The sequence below is a fragment of the Stutzerimonas chloritidismutans genome, from assembly GCF_020783375.1.
Taxonomy (GTDB): Bacteria; Pseudomonadota; Gammaproteobacteria; order Pseudomonadales; family Pseudomonadaceae; genus Stutzerimonas; species Stutzerimonas kunmingensis.
Genome location: NZ_CP086067.1, coordinates 3021716 through 3036514, shown reverse-complemented (window position 1 = coordinate 3036514; position 14799 = coordinate 3021716). Strand labels below are relative to the sequence as shown.

Below are 14799 nucleotides of genomic sequence, written 5' to 3'. Positions count from 1 at the left end.
GCGCGCCGGGCCTGCGACTCCCTCGATCATGCAGTCGCGCAGGCCCCCTCGGTGCCTGGCGCGGTAGCTTGCCTGATTGTCGCTCGTGCTTCGCCGTCCTGTGGATTGCAGCCCCTGCCATCCCGCCTCGGCGAATGCCTTTTTCTACCCCCTCGCGTCAGTTCTTCCTGCAGTAATGCTGGCGACCTCCCTTTCTGGTCAAGTGAGCAGCAGACATGTCTCGACTACTCGGACTCGACGCCCTGCGCGGCGTTGCGGCGTTGTGCGTTGCTTATTCCCATCTGATCGCAAAAATGAAGCGTGACGGCCATTTCGATGGGCTGACCAGCGATCTGTTTCTTGTCAGCAAAACGGTACTGGATGTCGGCAAGACCAGCGTGCTGGTGCTGTTCGCCCTGAGCGGCTATTTCGTCGTTGCGGCGCTGTACAAGAGCCGCCATCGCTACGAACGGCCGATCGCGGCGTTCGTCTATCAGCGCTTCTTCAGGCTGTTTCCCCTGTACTGGCTATCGCTGCTTCTCGGTGTGATGTTTCCCTGGGACGATCCGGCTCGGGTGTTCAGTCCGGCTGTCATCGCGATCAATGCGACGATGCTGCAAGGCTTCGTATTTGTCGAAAACGTGATCGGTTTGTACTGGACGCTGCAAATAGAGCTGACCTTCTATGTGCTGTGCATTGTCATCTTCGCGCTGCGTCTGGGCGGCTCGGCCAGGCGCGATCTGCTGTTTCTGCTGGCCCAGTACGCCTTCACCCTGCTGCTCGCGTTCCTGCGTTACAAGCTGGAAATGAAGCTGCCGGTGGCCCTGCCCCTGATGCTGAGTGTGTGTTTCCTCGGCGCATTGTGGAAGGCCACGGATAACGGTCGCGCACCCGATACCGGGCATTACGCGCGCATCGCAGTGGGCCTGTTCTACCTGTTTCTGTTGCCGATCTGCGTGCTGGCCTACTCGCGCGATACCGGTCTCGGGGAAACCTGGTATCGCTACTTCGTCAGCTATGCGGTGGGTGTTGCCGTCTTCATTGGCGCGACACGCATCAGTGGTAAGGGGCTGCGCTGGATCGCGCCGCTAGGCGGGATCGGCTATATCGTCTTCCTGGCCCATCCATCGGTATTCGCAATCGCCGAGCGGCTGGGCTTCGGCGCTGGAGCGCTGGCCATTCCCGGCCCGCTCTACATCGCGGTGATGCTGTTACTGGTGACGCTGTTCGGCTTCTTCGTCAAGCGAACCCTGGCAGATCCCATCCAGCGCTATGGTGATGCAGTGGTAAGCCGTCGCGGACGGAGCATCGGCGAGCGTGTCGTGCTGCCGGTTCGCCAGGATGCCTGATGGGCGACGCGTAACTCGACCATTGGCCATCCGGATGGCTGAACTCGGGAGCCCGCTGGTGTAGGGTATCGGCCACTTTCCTTTGGCCGGAGCCCTGATGAATCTCACCGAACTGGCGGCACAGCTGGGTGATGCGCTGCAACGACTGGGTGCGCAGGTCAGCACCGCGGAATCCTGCACCGGTGGTGGCATTGCCGAGGCCATCACCCGTATTGCCGGCAGCTCGGCCTGGTTCGAGGCCGGCTACATCACCTATTCCAATGCCCAGAAGACGCGCCAGCTCGGCGTACCGGCGGAGCTATTCGAGCAGGTCGGCGCGGTCAGTGCCGAAGTGGTGCAGGCCATGGCGCGAGGCGCGCAGCGCAACAGTGGTGCGCGCTTTGCGGTGGCTGTCAGCGGCATTGCCGGACCCGGCGGCGGCACGGCAGAAAAACCGGTTGGTACGGTCTGGATTGCCTGGGCAGATGACTCGCATCTGCAGGCCCAACGCTATCTATTCGCCGGTGATCGCCAGGCCGTACGTGAGCAGACGGTGGCGGCGGCGTTGCAAGGTTTGCTTGTGCTGGCGGTCGGAGAAAAACAGTTTCGGGGCTAGGCGAGTAAATTTGCCTATGTTCTAATACTGGCTACTTATACAGTTGTTGTGGCCTCCGGCCCTCTTGATCAAGTGAGGATTTGATGGACGAGAACAAGAAGCGCGCCCTGGCTGCAGCCCTGGGCCAGATCGAAAAGCAGTTCGGCAAGGGTGCAGTGATGCGCATGGGCGATCATGATCGCCAGGCCATTCCGGCCATTTCTACCGGCTCGCTGGGCCTGGATATCGCGCTTGGAATTGGCGGCCTGCCCAAGGGCCGTATCGTCGAGATCTACGGTCCGGAATCCTCCGGTAAGACCACTCTGACCCTGTCGGTAATCGCTGAAGCGCAGAAGATGGGCGCCACCTGTGCTTTCGTCGATGCCGAGCACGCGCTGGACCCGGATTACGCTGGCAAGCTGGGCGTGAACGTCGACGACCTGCTGGTTTCGCAGCCTGATACCGGCGAGCAGGCGCTGGAAATCACCGACATGCTGGTGCGCTCCAACGCGGTGGATGTGATCATCGTCGACTCCGTGGCGGCGCTGGTGCCCAAGGCCGAAATCGAAGGCGAGATGGGCGATACGCACGTCGGCCTGCAGGCCCGTCTGATGTCTCAGGCGCTGCGCAAGATCACGGGCAATATCAAGAACGCCAACTGCCTGGTCATCTTCATCAACCAGATCCGCATGAAGATCGGCGTGATGTTCGGCAGCCCGGAAACCACCACCGGTGGTAACGCGCTGAAGTTCTACGCCTCGGTTCGTCTGGATATTCGCCGTACCGGCGCGGTCAAGGAAGGCGACGAAGTGGTCGGCAGCGAAACCCGCGTCAAGGTAGTGAAGAACAAGGTGGCGCCGCCCTTCCGTCAGGCTGAGTTCCAGATCCTCTATGGCAAGGGCATCTACCGCAATGGCGAGGTCATCGATCTCGGCGTGCAGCAGGGCCTGGTGGAGAAGTCCGGCGCCTGGTACGCCTACAAGGGCAACAAGATCGGCCAGGGCAAGGCCAACGCCGCCAAGTATCTGGAAGACAATCCGGAGATCGGTCAGGAGATCGAGCAACAGATCCGCGACAAGTTGCTGGTAGTTGCGCCAAACACCAAGGCCAACCCGGTTACCGAAGATCTGGCTGACGCCGATCTCTGATCCCCATGGCTGCCGTGCTCGATAACCCCGTCGCGGTACGGCGGACGGCCATGGATCTGCTGGCTCGACGCGAACATGGTCGCGTCGAGCTGGCTCGCAAGCTGCGCCAGCGTGGCGCCCCGCCTGAGTTGATCGAGCAGGCCCTGGATCGTCTATGCGAGCAGGGGCTGCTTTCCGAATCCCGATATCTCGAAAGCTTTGTCAGAAGCCGGGCCAATGCCGGCTATGGGCCGTTGCGTATCCGCGAGGAATTGGCCCAGCGCGGGCTGGCCAGAGCGGATATCGAGCAGGCATTGCGTGACAGTGGTTTTGACTGGGGTGAGCAGCTGCGCGAACTCTGGCAGCGCAAGTTCGCTGGACGGTTGCCTGCCGATGCCAAAGAGCGGGCGAAGCAGGGGCGCTTTCTCAGCTATCGCGGTTATCCGCTGGAGTTGATCAGTCGAGTGTTGCGCGGCGACAGCTCGGCGGATTGATGCGGTAACGGGGCTCTATGCCAGGTTGTGCGCGTCGGAGACCAGTCGGTGCTGAAGCCGACCAGCCTTACGAGCGCTCGCAATATCCGGAGTCCAGGCCATCAAAGGCCATCAGTCCTCGCTTGCCAGCGGCCGCGCCCAGTTGGCCGGTTCGTTGACGTAGTCCGTCAGCTCCCTCAAGCGACCGTGGTTGCGGCCGTTGAAGACGAAGCTCAAGCGCGGCAGGCGCTGTAGTTCGGGCTCGTCCAGTTCCGATTCACAGCAGTTCTGCTGTTCGAATACGCCTTTCAGACACAGATCGGTGAACTCCGCGTTCAGGTATTCCATCGCCTGGTCGTTCAGTGCGTGGTTGAGGCGCAGAACGAAACGATCCTTCAGCCAGCGGCTCGAGTGGAAGTTGCGATAGAAGTTGGCGATTTCCCTGGCTGCTTCCTCGGCATCGTCCACCAGGCGCATCAATCGCATGTCGCTGGGCAGGATGTAGCGATTCTCCTCCAGCTGTCCGCGCATGAACTGCAGTGCATCCTTCCAGTAGGTGCCGCCGGGTTCGTCGAGCAGCACGATCGGCACCAGCGGACTCTTGCCAGTCTGGATCAGCGTCAGCACTTCCAGTGCTTCGTCCAGCGTGCCGAACCCACCGGGGCAGAGCACCAGCGCATCGGCTTCCTTGATGAAGAACAGTTTGCGCACGAAGAAGAAATGGAACGACAACAGGTTCTCGGTGCCACCCACCGTCGGGTTGGGGTGTTGCTCGAAAGGCAGCGTGATGTTCAGCCCGAGGCTGCTGTCGCGCCCCGCGCCCTCGTGAGCGGCGGCCATGATGCCGCCACCGGCGCCGGTGATGACCATGAAGTTGTAATGCGCAAGGATGGAGCCCAACTGACGGGCCAGCGCATACAGGGGATGTTCGACCGGCGTACGGGCTGAGCCGAAAACCGTGACCTTGCGGCGCCGCTTGAACTGGTCGAGCCGGCTGAATGCGTGCTCCATTTCGCGCATCGTCTGCAGCAGGATCTTGGCATCCCAGCGGCTGCGGTCGGCCTGAGCCATGCGCATGACGGTCACCAGCATCTCCCGGTATAGGGGCAGGTTCGCACTGTTCTCCGGAACGACCAAGGCGGCCAGCTCATCGATCTTGCTTTCCAGCTCGGCGCCGCTGGTCTTGAAATGCCGCGACAGATAGTCATCCGAATCAAAGGACATACAACATCTCCATGTATGAGCGTCGCGTTCAGGCTATAGGGTGCGATCAGCCGGCTCAAGCCGGTTGCGTGGCGCGCAGTCGGCCGAAGCCGCAAGCGGCTTCGGCGGGCTGCGTTCAGATGGCGATTCGGTCGCCAGGTTCCGGAATGCGTGCTTCCCATTTCAGGCGCTCACGGATGGTCTGCTGCAGCGCCTGCATCTTCTCCAGCTCGCCGTGCACCAGGTAGAGCTCCGGACGGCTTTCGAAGTTGCTGACCCAGTCGATCAGCTGAGACTGGCCGGCGTGGGCGGAGAACCCTCCGAGGGTATGCACCTTGGCATTCACGGCGATGCGCTGGTGCAGCAACTTGACGCTTTTCGCTCCGTCGACGATGGCACGGCCGAGGGTACCGCGTGCCTGGAAACCAGGGATCACCAGATGGCACTCCTCGCGCCAGAGGTTGTGCTTGAAGTGGTGCAGGATGCGCCCGCCGGTGCACATGCCGCTGCCAGCGATAATGATCACGCCGCTCTTGAAGCGGTTGATCGCCATCGATTCTTCCGGTGTCGGCGTGGATCGGAGGATCGGCAACCAGCGCTCGGCGTAAAGCGTGCCGCTGGCTCCGCTCAGGGCATTGTCGATGCCGTCGAGATCCAGCTGATCCTTGTAGTGCGAGTAGATGGCGTTGGCGCCGATGGCCATCGGGCTGTCCAGAAATACCGCTTGCTGCGGCAGACGGCCTTCCCGGTAGAAGCGCCCGAGGTAGTAGATCAGGTCCTGCGTACGTCCGACGGCGAAGGAGGGCATCAGCACGTTGCCGCCATCGCGATGGGCCTGTTGCAGGATGCCGGCCAGCTCCTCGATCGTGTCTTCGTGGCTGCGGTGGTCGCGGTCGCCATAGGTGGACTCCATGAGCACCACGTCAGCTTCCTTGAGCACGGTCGGCGCATGCATCAGCGGCGAGCAGTCGTTGCCCAGGTCGCCCGAGAAGACCACGCGCCGTGTTCTGCCATGGTCGTGCACATCCAGTTGCACGATCGAGGAGCCGAGGATGTGACCGGCATCGTGGAAGGTCACCGCGACACCTGGCGCGACATCGAACGTCTCGCCATAGGCGTGGGGAGTGCGCTGGCTCAACATGCGCTCGGCGTCGACGCGGGTATAGAGCGGCTGGATCATCGGTTTGCCGATGCGCGCGCGCCACTTGTTTTCCCACTCGGCATCCTTTTCCTGAATCTGCGCCGAATCCAGCAGCATCAGTTCGAGCAGCTCCGCGGTGGCATCGGTGCAGTGCACCTCGCCGCGGTAGCCGAGGGCGACCAGGCGCGGCAGCAGGCCGCTGTGGTCGATATGCGCGTGGGACAGCACCACCGCATCGAGTGTCTTGGGGTCGAAGGCGAAGGTGCTGCGGTCGCTTCCGGCTTCTTCCCGGCGGCCCTGGTGCATGCCGCATTCGAGCAGAACCCTTGCACCGTCGTGGGTCTCAATGAGATAGCAGGAGCCGGTGACCTGCTGAATGGCGCCTAGAAAACTGAGCAAAGCCATGTTGCCTTCCTGTCTGTACGATGATGTCCACATTGCCCGCTCGGTTGCCATGACCACTTGATACATATCAGAGATAACGAATCGAGCGCTGCCTAGACTACAGCACAACCCGCTTACCAACGGAGTGAACCCATGAGTCAGCTACTGCCCAGCCTTGTCGAGCTGGATCAACACGCGCAAGCCGAACCGGAGTTCGCCACCTGGCGTGTAGGTTTCGGGCCGTTCGAGCACGCGCTGGAGACCCAGGCGGCGGTGTTCCGGTTGGCCCATCAGCTGGTACAGGCAGGTCATCAGCCGGATCTGACCAGTGTTTACCGGCTGCTGCAGGCGGTCGACCGGGTCGCCAGCGCCGGACTCTGGCTGGTGGTGCACATGACCTACGCGCGCCAGGTGCATCTGGACGGTTCGCCGTTGGCTGCCGAGGATTTCAAGCAGAACCCCGAGGGGCATACCGGCGGCGCGCTGAACATGGTGCCGGCCTATGCCGGTTACCTGGCCCTGAATGCGCTGACTGGCCGCACCCGCGCCTGGCTGATGGGGCAGGGCCACTGTGTGGCGGCCGTCGATGCGCTTAACCTGCTGACGGGCAACCTGCATCCGGAGCAGGCGCAAGCCTATGCGGGCGGCGAGGCGGGCATGAATCGCCTGCTGCAGGATTTCTACGGTTACGGCCAGGCCGCCGACGGCAGTCCGCTCGCGCCCCTGGGCAGCCATGTCAATCCGCACACCGCCGGCGGCATTGCCGAGGGCGGTTATCTCGGTTTCGCCGAGTTGCAATACGCACACATGCCGCTGCCGGGCGAGACGCTGGTGGCCTTCCTCTCCGATGGCGCGGCAGAAGAGCAGCGCGGCAGTGACTGGATTCCCCGCTGGTGGCGTGCCGAAGATTGCGGCGTCGCGCTGCCGGTGATGATTGCCAACGGACGGCGAATCGAGCAGCGTACTGCGCTTGGCACCGAGCAGGGGCTCGAGGATTTCCGTCAGCACTTGAGTCAGTGCGGCTTCGACCCGATGCCGTTCGATGGGCGTGATCCTGCTGCTTTCGTCACCACCCTCTGGGAGATGGAGCTGCGCCTGGAGCGACGCGTGGAAGAGAAGGCGCGCGGCATTCTCAACTATCCGCTGCCGATGCCCTACGGCATCGCCGAGACGGTGAAAGGCTTCGGCTTCTATGGTGCCGGCAGCAACGCAGCGCACAATCTGCCGTTGCCGGGTAATCCGAGCCGCGATGAGCAGTCACGCGACCTGTTCAACGAGCACGCGGCGCGTCTGTTCGTACCGCAACAGGAGCTGGCTGCTTCACTGGAGCTGTTCACGCGCAGTCGCCAGGGTCGAGCGCTGGAGCGCGACAATCCGCTCGCCTCGCGACGCCCGCCTGCGCCGACCATGCCGAAGTTGAACTACCGCGACGACGCCTGTTCACCAATGGCAGCGGTCGATCGTTTCTTCGTCGAGCTGACCGCCGCCAACCCCGCGTTGCGGCCGCGGGTGGGTAATCCTGACGAGCTGGCCAGCAACCGTTTGGGCGGCGTGCTAAAGGCGCTCAAGCATCGCGTCATCGAGCCGGAAAGCGAGCTGGAGGCCGTGGACGGCGCCATCATCACCGCTCTCAACGAGGAGGCGGTGGTATCCGCCTGCCTTGCCAACCAGGGCGGCTTGAATCTGGTGGCGAGCTACGAAGCCTTCTGCGTGAAGATGCTGGGCGTGGTGCGGCAGAGCATTATTTTTTCCCGGCAGCAAAAGGAGATTGGCAGGCCTGCAGGCTGGCTCGGCTGGCCCTTGATCGCGACGTCGCACACCTGGGAAAACGGCAAGAACCAGCAGTCCCACCAAGACACGACCTTCTGCGAAGCGCTGCTCGGAGAAATGAACGACATGGTCCGGGTGCTGTTTCCGGCCGACCACAACAGCACTCTGGCGCTGCTGCCATCGATCTACCAGGCACGCGGCGAACTGGCCTGCCTGGTCATGCCCAAACGCGACCGGCCGTGCTACTTCGATCAGGCCCAGGCCGAGCAGTTGGCGCGCGACGGCGCCATCGTGGTCGAGGAGCAGCCGGGCAACGAGGCATTGCTGCTGATTGCCAACGGCAGCTATCAACTGGGCGAGATGCTCCGTGCGGCCAAGCGGCTCAAGGAGGCCGACTGCGCTTATCGCCTTGTCTATCTGCAGGAGCCGGGCCGCTTCCGCGGGCCGCGCGATCATTGGGAAGTCGGGGCGCGCGCCAGCGAAGGCGTGGCGGAGCAGTTGTTCCCGGATGCGATGGAAATGCGCGTGCTGTTGACGCACATGCGGCCGGAAGTGGCGCGCGGTCACCTGTGGCCGATTCTGCCGGACGCGCGCAAGTGTTCGGCGCTCGGCTATCGCAACCGCGGAGGTACGCTGGATGAGTTCGGTATGCAGTTCGCCAATCGCGCCAGCTGGGCCAATGTGCTCGCGGCCTGTGCGCGCCTGCGCAATGTGCCGCGCACGGCCCTGCTCACCAGGGACGAGGCTGCCGCAGTGGCCGGCAAGGGTGATCCGCAGATACTGCGGGGCGACGCTTGATAAATAAACCTGGCAGGACGGCGGGCCGTGGCCTGCGCCTGCCAGCGTTCACCTGTTAGCGGTCGCAGTCCGAGGCCTTGTAGCGCTCGCTGGCGATGGGCTTGTTGCTCTGGTACTCGCTGAAGTCATAGCGCAGGACTGCGCCCTGGCTCATCAGCTTGCGTAGTCCTTCATTGCCACAGACGCTAACAGCGAGCTGGCTGCGCACATCGGCCGGGTTATCGCGCATCTGCGCCGCATGTCGCGGCTGTACGCTGAGATGGTTTACCAGCATGTTGTTTTCTACGGTGTAGCCCTGGTCAAGAATGTCTTCGTTGATCGCGCGGGGCGTTCCGACACTGCTTTCGCGGGCGACCTGCTCGAGCAGCTGATTCAGCTGTTGCTCCTGCAGCGAGGCGGCGTGGGCAACGGGGAGGGCGAGGCTCAGAGCGAGCAGGGTGGTCAGACGATACATGGCGGTCTCCTTTTGACTGCGCTATTTCGACCGGCTGCCTGTGGTGCGGTTCATTTAACGGTGCTGGGCAGAAGTCTCCCTGGCGCTGGTAGACTGCCGCGCTTCATCGTCACCCTCGAGTCGATTCATGCCCCATGCCGTAGCCCGTCTGCGCAGCGAACGCCTGGCCAAGAGCCTCAAACCCTTCGTTGCCCGCGGCTCCCGGGCGTCGCGCTGCGAGCGCTGCCGGGTACCATTCAGCCATTGCCTTTGCCCTTGGCTTCCGACGATCGAAAGCGATTGTGGTGTCTGCCTGCTGATGCACGATATCGAGCCGCTCAAGCCTAGCAATACGGGCTGGCTGATTGCCGATGTGGTGCGCGATACCTTCGCCTTCACCTGGCAGCGCACGGGCGTGGACCCGCGATTGCTGGCGCTGCTGGCCGATCCGCAATGGCAGCCACTGGTGATCTTCCCGGGCGAATACACCGAGTCGAGGCGGGTGGTCGAGCAAGTCGAGCGGGAGAACGTTAAGCGCCCGCTGTTCATACTGCTAGATGCCACCTGGACCGAGGCGCGCAAGATGTTTCGCAAGAGCCCCTACCTGGATGGCCTGCCGGTGCTGAGCCTGCGACCGGAGGCGCTGTCGCGCTACCGGCTGCGCCGGTCGACTCGCAGTGACCATCTGTGCACCGCCGAGGTCGCAGCGCTCTGTCTGGATCTGGCTGGAGATTCGGCCGCGGCGAACACGCTCGATGCCTTGCTCGACGTGTTCACCGAGCACTATCTGGGCGCCAAGTATCATCGCCAGCCGGACCTGCAGAACGCTGCGCATCTGGCATTGAAGCCTGCGCGCTGAACTCGATTGGCCGTCAGGCCTTGGCAGGACTGGCTGCGGTTAGCGGCTCGGCTTTGCGCGGCCAGAGCTGTGCGGCGAGCATGCCGATGAACATCAATACGCAGCCCATGTAGCCGCGCAGCGTCAGGCTTTCCTCAAGGAACAGTGCGCCCGCGATGGCTGCAAACACCGCTTCCAGTGAGAGGATGATCGCCGCATGGGAGGCGATCGCATGCTTTTGCGCAACAACCTGCAGCGTGTAGCCAACCGCAACGGCGAACAATCCGCCATAGATGAGGGCCGGCCCGGCGAGCCAGATGCTGGTCGGCTCGATCTCTTCAAAGATCAATGCCAGCAGCAGGCTGACCACGGCACAGGTGGCGAACTGCAGGAAGGCCAGGCGAATCGCGTCGTGGCGGCTGACGAAGAAGCTCACCAGCAGCACATGCAGGCCCCAGACGAAGGCGCCGGCCAACTGGATCCAGTCACCAGAGGCAACGGTGAAATCCTCGCCGATGCTCAGCAGCGCCATGCCGGCAACGGCGAGAAAGGCGCCGACCCAGGTTCCGAGGCCTGTCCTGTGGCCAATGATCAGTCCCAGCAGTGGCACCACGATCACGTACAGGCCAGTGATGAATCCCGAGTTGGTCACGCTGGTAAACAGCAGGCCCACCTGCTGCAGGTTGATTCCCACGGTCAGCGCAAGCCCCATGCTCAGGCCGCCGAGCAGCAGGCCACGTTGCAGAAAGGGTTCGTGCCGGGCTTTGGTGCGGCCCTGGTAAATCACCAGTGGCAGCAGCGCGAGAGCGCCCAGGGCGAAGCGCAGGCCGGTAAATAGAAACGGGCCGATGTTGTCCATGCCGATGCGTTGGGCAACAAAGGCCGTGCCCCAGATCATGGCGGTGATCAGCATCAGGAAGTCGGCGCGGAGGGCTTGGCTACGCATGTTTCGGCTCGGTCGGGAAAAGTCGCAGACTTTGCTACAAAGCGCCGCGCTTGACCACTTATTCATGGGTGGGCATGCTTGCGCCGCTTGATTTGTTGTGGCGGGCGGCCGATATTCGGTCTGGCCGGCCGAAAATTTCACATCGGACCATCCCCGGAGCGTTGTCTCGGGGTTTCTGCCGTCATCTTGTCGGCATCGGCTGCTCAAGCCGATGAAAAAGCGCCAATAAAAACTACAGGTCTGCCAATGGCTGCTTACGAAATAATCATTGCCGATGATCACCCGCTTTTCCGCAGCGCGCTGCAACAGGCGCTCACCATGGGGCTAGGGGAAAACGTACGTCTGGTGGAAGCGGCCAGCATCGCCGAACTGGAAAGCCTTCTAAATCAGGGCGCCGATTGGGATCTGGTGCTGCTGGATCTGAACATGCCTGGAGCCTATGGTTTCTCGGGGTTGGTACTGCTGAGGGGGCAGTATCCGCATCTACCGGTAGTCATGATCTCGGCACAGGAGGACGCAGCGGTCGTTGCGCGCTCCCGTGAGTTCGGTGCCAGCGGTTTCATTCCCAAGTCCAGTTCTCTGGAAACCATCCAGGAAGCGGTACGTGCTGTTTTGGATGGCGATGTCTGGTGGCCTAGCAACATCCAGGATGTGGCCAACGTCAGCGATGAAGCCAAGGCCGCCAGCGCCGGGCTTGCCAGCCTGACGCCGCAACAGTTCCGAGTGCTGACCATGGTCTGTGACGGGCTGTTGAACAAGCAGATCGCCTACGAACTGAGCGTTTCCGAAGCGACCATCAAGGCTCACGTTACCGCTATCTTTCGCAAGCTCGGCGTACGTACCCGCACCCAGGCAGCGCTGTTGCTGCAGCAGATGGGTTCCATTCCCACCAGTTGACGCCAGATATGGCCTCAGGCGATCGGCGGCAGCTGGATTTCATCGCTGCGGCGCACGCCTGAGGTCAGGGCGCGGCACTGTTCGACGAACTCAAGCATGGCCGCGGTCTGATACTTGTGCGAATGCCATATGAAGTAGAACTGGCGGCGCAGGTCCAGCTCGGGCGTCGCCACCGGTACCAGGCTGCCACGGCGAAAGGCGTCACGCAACGCCAGTCGTGAAATACAGCCGATTCCCAGTCCCGACTCCACCGCGCGTTTGATCGCTTCGGTGTGCTCCAGCTCGAGCCGCACGTTCAGCTTGCCTGGCCGATGTCGCACAGCCTGTTCGAAGGTCATCCGCGTGCCGGAGCCCTGCTCGCGGAGAATCCACGCTTCGCTGGTCAGCTCGTCCAGGCCCACCTCGCCGCGCCCGGCCAGCGGGTGCTGCGGCGCGCAGAACACCACCAGCTCATCTTCGATCCACGGCTGGACCTCAAGGTGCGGGTGCTGGCAATCACCTTCGATCAAACCCAGATCAAGTTCGTGTTGCGCGATCTGATGCACGATGTGCGCAGTGTTGTGCACGTGCAGCTTCACTCGGCATTCCGGGTGGCGCTGCATGAAGCTGCCAATCAGCAACGTGGCGAGGTAGTTGCCGATCGTCAGCGTCGCACCGACCGCCAGTGAGCCGAAGCCGCTCTTGCCGTTTAGCAAATCCTCGATGGCGCGTGCCTGATCGAGCAGGGCAACCGCCTGCGGCAGCAGCTGTTGTCCGAGCGCGTTCAAGCAGAGCCTTTTGCCGGCTCGGTCGAAGAGCTGGCAGCCGGACTGGCGTTCCAGTTCGGCCAGCGATGTGCTGGTTGCGGACTGTGACAACGAGAGGCTCTCGGCTGCGCGCGACACGCTTTCCTGGCGGGCGACAGCGGCAAACACTTCGATCTGGCGGAGAGTAAAATGCATATCTATATAACCGATAACCTATATCTTTATTATCCAGTTAACGAATAAAGACGCCATCGCTAGACTTGGCGCCACGTAACGACGCCCGTCGCGACACCACGAGGAATTCGTAGCATGAGCAATCTGAACGTAGAGCGCGTTCTCAGTGTGCACCATTGGAACGACACGCTGTTCAGCTTCAAGACCACCCGCAATGCAGGCTTGCGCTTCGAGAACGGCCAGTTCGTCATGATCGGCCTAGAGGTCGAGGGCCGTCCGCTGATGCGCGCCTACAGTATCGCCAGTCCCAACTACGAAGAGTATCTGGAGTTCTTCAGCATCAAGGTGCAGAACGGCCCGCTGACTTCTCGACTGCAGCACCTGCAGGAAGGCGACCAGATCATGGTCAGCCGCAAGCCAACCGGAACACTGGTGCTCGACGACCTGCTGCCTGGCAAGCATCTTTACCTGCTCAGCACCGGCACGGGCCTGGCGCCATTCATGAGTGTCATCCAGGACCCGGAAACCTACGAGCGCTTCGAAAAAGTCGTGCTGGTGCATGGCGTTCGCTACGCAAACGAAGTCGCCTATCGCGAATTCATCACCGAGCACCTGCCGCAGAACGAGTTCTTTGGTGAGGCGGTGAAGGAAAAACTGATCTATTACCCGACTGTGACGCGCGAGCCTTTCGAGAATCAGGGCCGCCTGACCGAGCTGATGCGCAGCGGCAAACTGTTCAGCGACATCGGCCTGCCTCCGATCAATCCGCAGGACGATCGCGCGATGATTTGCGGCAGCCCGAGCATGCTGGACGAAACCAGCCAGGTGCTGGACAGCTTCGGGCTGAGCGTCTCGCCGCGCATGGGCGATCCGGGGCACTACCTGATCGAGCGCGCATTCGTCGAGAAGTAGCGCATCCGCTACACGCCGCCGCCTCGCGCGGCGGCTATCCCGGTGCGGTCTGGCATCAGACGTAGGGGGCGCAGCACTTCTTGAATTTCGAACCGCTGCCGCATGGGCAGGGATCGTTGCGTCCGGCCCTGAGTGGCACCGTCGGATCGATGAAATACCATTTTCCGTCGCATTGAACGAAGGCCGAGCGTTCCTGGTGGACATGCTCGCCCGCCTGGTCGTGCCAGCGGGCGGTGAAGGTCACCCGTGCATGTTCAGGCTTGCCGCCGAGCACTGCACTCTCGTTCACTTCCAGCCCCAACCAGGTGCTGTCCAGGCTCCAGCGGCGCATGCCGTCCATGTCCAGCGCCGTCTGTTGCACCGGCAGCGTGGTGGCCTGCAGATAGTCGACCAGACCCAGCACGTAGGCGCTATAGCGCGAGCGCATCAGCAGTTCGGCGCTGGGTGCCGGTGTGCCCGCGTGATAACGGCCGCAGCACTGCTCAAGCGTATTGCCGCTGCCGCAAGGGCAGTTAGGCGCGAGGGGGCGCTGTTCGCTCATGTCACCACCAGTACTTTCCGAAGTTTTCCGGGTTGGCCCAGAACCTGGCATTCAGCCAGTCCGGAACCTGCTTGTATTGGAGCAGGTCGTAGGTGAAGAGCGTCAAGGTCTGTCCGTCGCGCTGGAAGCGCTCGCTGACTTGCAGGGCTAATGCATAGAAGTCTGTGGTCTGCCATTCGGATGCGTCGAGATCCACGAGTACCGCCATACGGCTGGCATTCAGATTGCGAACGCTGCCGAGCAGCTCCAGGCCGTTACGCTTGGGCATGTGCTCCAGACAGTCGACGAACAGGGCCAAATCGTAGCGCTGAGAGGCCAGTTGTTCTGATAGCGGCGCGGCATCGGCGCGGTCTAGCTGAAACGCCGGATGACATTCGGCGTAGGCAGCCAGAGCAGGTTGATCACTGCGTCCCACGTGCAATAGACGGCTTGGGGCATAGTGCTCGAGCATCGCCGCAAGCGCTTGTTGTGGCGTGTGCACTACAGGGTTTTCAGTCAATCGAGAATCCTCGTT

At 62.2% G+C, this 14799-nt stretch carries 15 protein-coding genes; 8 read left to right on the top strand and 7 right to left on the bottom strand.

Annotated features, from left to right (window positions below):
* Positions 1–215 precede the first annotated feature (215 nt).
* The 4 genes from LLJ08_RS14030 to recX all read left to right on the top strand — a co-directional run bounded on the left by LLJ08_RS14030 (position 216) and on the right by recX (position 3523).
* Positions 216–1328 carry an acyltransferase family protein gene (locus LLJ08_RS14030; RefSeq protein WP_228207296.1) on the top strand — a complete coding sequence of 371 codons (1113 nt, stop codon included), beginning with the start codon at positions 216–218 and terminating at the stop codon, positions 1326–1328.
* Between the two features lie 97 nt (positions 1329–1425).
* Positions 1426–1923, top strand: a complete 498-nt coding sequence (locus LLJ08_RS14025) for a CinA family protein (protein ID WP_090519013.1) — start codon at positions 1426–1428, stop codon at positions 1921–1923.
* An 83-nt stretch (positions 1924–2006) separates the two neighbouring features.
* On the top strand, positions 2007–3050 hold the full coding sequence (gene recA / locus LLJ08_RS14020; RefSeq protein WP_014819877.1) for a recombinase RecA: 1044 nt from the start codon (positions 2007–2009) through the stop codon (positions 3048–3050).
* Between the two features lie 5 nt (positions 3051–3055).
* On the top strand, positions 3056–3523 hold the full coding sequence (gene recX, locus LLJ08_RS14015; RefSeq protein WP_041013536.1) for a recombination regulator RecX: 468 nt from the start codon (positions 3056–3058) through the stop codon (positions 3521–3523).
* Positions 3524–3634: 111 nt separating this feature from the next.
* Here recX and LLJ08_RS14010 read toward each other — a convergent pair whose 3' ends face one another.
* Together LLJ08_RS14010 and LLJ08_RS14005 are read right to left on the bottom strand one after the other, a co-directional pair.
* The gene (locus tag LLJ08_RS14010) at positions 3635–4726 is read right to left on the bottom strand and encodes an LOG family protein (RefSeq protein ID WP_023444835.1); all 1092 of its coding nucleotides are present in this window, start codon (positions 4724–4726) and stop codon (positions 3635–3637) included.
* A gap of 115 nt (positions 4727–4841) precedes the next feature.
* A complete protein-coding gene (locus tag LLJ08_RS14005; RefSeq protein ID WP_228207295.1) occupies positions 4842–6251 on the bottom strand; it encodes an MBL fold metallo-hydrolase RNA specificity domain-containing protein in 1410 nt (469 codons plus the stop codon).
* A gap of 132 nt (positions 6252–6383) precedes the next feature.
* Here LLJ08_RS14005 and LLJ08_RS14000 point away from each other — a divergent pair, with 132 nt between their 5' ends.
* Positions 6384–8798 (top strand): phosphoketolase family protein, encoded by a 2415-nt coding sequence (locus LLJ08_RS14000; RefSeq protein ID WP_228207294.1) that lies wholly within the window; start codon positions 6384–6386, stop codon positions 8796–8798.
* Between the two features lie 55 nt (positions 8799–8853).
* On the opposite strand, the gene LLJ08_RS13995 is transcribed toward LLJ08_RS14000, so the two are convergent.
* The gene (locus LLJ08_RS13995; RefSeq protein ID WP_014819882.1) at positions 8854–9252 is read right to left on the bottom strand and encodes a PA3611 family quorum-sensing-regulated virulence factor; all 399 of its coding nucleotides are present in this window, start codon (positions 9250–9252) and stop codon (positions 8854–8856) included.
* A 127-nt stretch (positions 9253–9379) separates the two neighbouring features.
* On the opposite strand from LLJ08_RS13995, the gene LLJ08_RS13990 reads away from it, so the two are divergent.
* Positions 9380–10090 (top strand): tRNA-uridine aminocarboxypropyltransferase, encoded by a 711-nt coding sequence (locus LLJ08_RS13990; protein WP_045666939.1) that lies wholly within the window; start codon positions 9380–9382, stop codon positions 10088–10090.
* A gap of 13 nt (positions 10091–10103) precedes the next feature.
* On the opposite strand, the gene LLJ08_RS13985 is transcribed toward LLJ08_RS13990, so the two are convergent.
* Positions 10104–11015, bottom strand: a complete 912-nt coding sequence (locus LLJ08_RS13985; RefSeq protein WP_046621319.1) for a DMT family transporter — start codon at positions 11013–11015, stop codon at positions 10104–10106.
* Between the two features lie 246 nt (positions 11016–11261).
* On the opposite strand from LLJ08_RS13985, the gene erdR reads away from it, so the two are divergent.
* Positions 11262–11912, top strand: coding sequence for a response regulator transcription factor ErdR (erdR, locus tag LLJ08_RS13980; protein ID WP_003299411.1), 651 nt, complete (start codon positions 11262–11264; stop codon positions 11910–11912).
* 14 nt (positions 11913–11926) lie between these two features.
* Here the strand turns inward: erdR and LLJ08_RS13975 are convergent, their stop codons facing one another.
* On the bottom strand, positions 11927–12853 hold the full coding sequence (locus LLJ08_RS13975; protein WP_228207293.1) for a LysR family transcriptional regulator: 927 nt from the start codon (positions 12851–12853) through the stop codon (positions 11927–11929).
* Between the two features lie 114 nt (positions 12854–12967).
* On the opposite strand from LLJ08_RS13975, the gene fpr reads away from it, so the two are divergent.
* A complete protein-coding gene (gene fpr / locus LLJ08_RS13970) occupies positions 12968–13744 on the top strand; it encodes a ferredoxin-NADP reductase (RefSeq protein ID WP_014819886.1) in 777 nt (258 codons plus the stop codon).
* 55 nt (positions 13745–13799) lie between these two features.
* On the opposite strand, the gene LLJ08_RS13965 is transcribed toward fpr, so the two are convergent.
* Both LLJ08_RS13965 and LLJ08_RS13960 read right to left on the bottom strand, forming a co-directional pair.
* Positions 13800–14285 (bottom strand): YchJ family protein, encoded by a 486-nt coding sequence (locus tag LLJ08_RS13965; RefSeq protein ID WP_228207292.1) that lies wholly within the window; start codon positions 14283–14285, stop codon positions 13800–13802.
* Between the two features lies 1 nt (position 14286).
* On the bottom strand, positions 14287–14784 hold the full coding sequence (locus tag LLJ08_RS13960) for a DUF6231 family protein (protein WP_228207291.1): 498 nt from the start codon (positions 14782–14784) through the stop codon (positions 14287–14289).
* Positions 14785–14799: the final 15 nt, after the last annotated feature.

Bases quoted from the DNA above. Each gene is read 5' to 3' on its own strand.
- LLJ08_RS14030 (WP_228207296.1), top strand. From the start codon at position 216: ATGTCTCGACTACTCGGACTCGACGCCCTGCGCGGCGTTGCGGCGTTG.
- LLJ08_RS14025 (WP_090519013.1), top strand. From the start codon at position 1,426: ATGAATCTCACCGAACTGGCGGCACAGCTGGGTGATGCGCTGCAACGA.
- recA (WP_014819877.1), top strand. From the start codon at position 2,007: ATGGACGAGAACAAGAAGCGCGCCCTGGCTGCAGCCCTGGGCCAGATC.
- recX (WP_041013536.1), top strand. From the start codon at position 3,056: ATGGCTGCCGTGCTCGATAACCCCGTCGCGGTACGGCGGACGGCCATG.
- LLJ08_RS14010 (WP_023444835.1), bottom strand. From the start codon at position 4,726: ATGTCCTTTGATTCGGATGACTATCTGTCGCGGCATTTCAAGACCAGC.
- LLJ08_RS14005 (WP_228207295.1), bottom strand. From the start codon at position 6,251: ATGGCTTTGCTCAGTTTTCTAGGCGCCATTCAGCAGGTCACCGGCTCC.
- LLJ08_RS14000 (WP_228207294.1), top strand. From the start codon at position 6,384: ATGAGTCAGCTACTGCCCAGCCTTGTCGAGCTGGATCAACACGCGCAA.
- LLJ08_RS13995 (WP_014819882.1), bottom strand. From the start codon at position 9,252: ATGTATCGTCTGACCACCCTGCTCGCTCTGAGCCTCGCCCTCCCCGTT.
- LLJ08_RS13990 (WP_045666939.1), top strand. From the start codon at position 9,380: ATGCCCCATGCCGTAGCCCGTCTGCGCAGCGAACGCCTGGCCAAGAGC.
- LLJ08_RS13985 (WP_046621319.1), bottom strand. From the start codon at position 11,015: ATGCGTAGCCAAGCCCTCCGCGCCGACTTCCTGATGCTGATCACCGCC.
- erdR (WP_003299411.1), top strand. From the start codon at position 11,262: ATGGCTGCTTACGAAATAATCATTGCCGATGATCACCCGCTTTTCCGC.
- LLJ08_RS13975 (WP_228207293.1), bottom strand. From the start codon at position 12,853: ATGCATTTTACTCTCCGCCAGATCGAAGTGTTTGCCGCTGTCGCCCGC.
- fpr (WP_014819886.1), top strand. From the start codon at position 12,968: ATGAGCAATCTGAACGTAGAGCGCGTTCTCAGTGTGCACCATTGGAAC.
- LLJ08_RS13965 (WP_228207292.1), bottom strand. From the start codon at position 14,285: ATGAGCGAACAGCGCCCCCTCGCGCCTAACTGCCCTTGCGGCAGCGGC.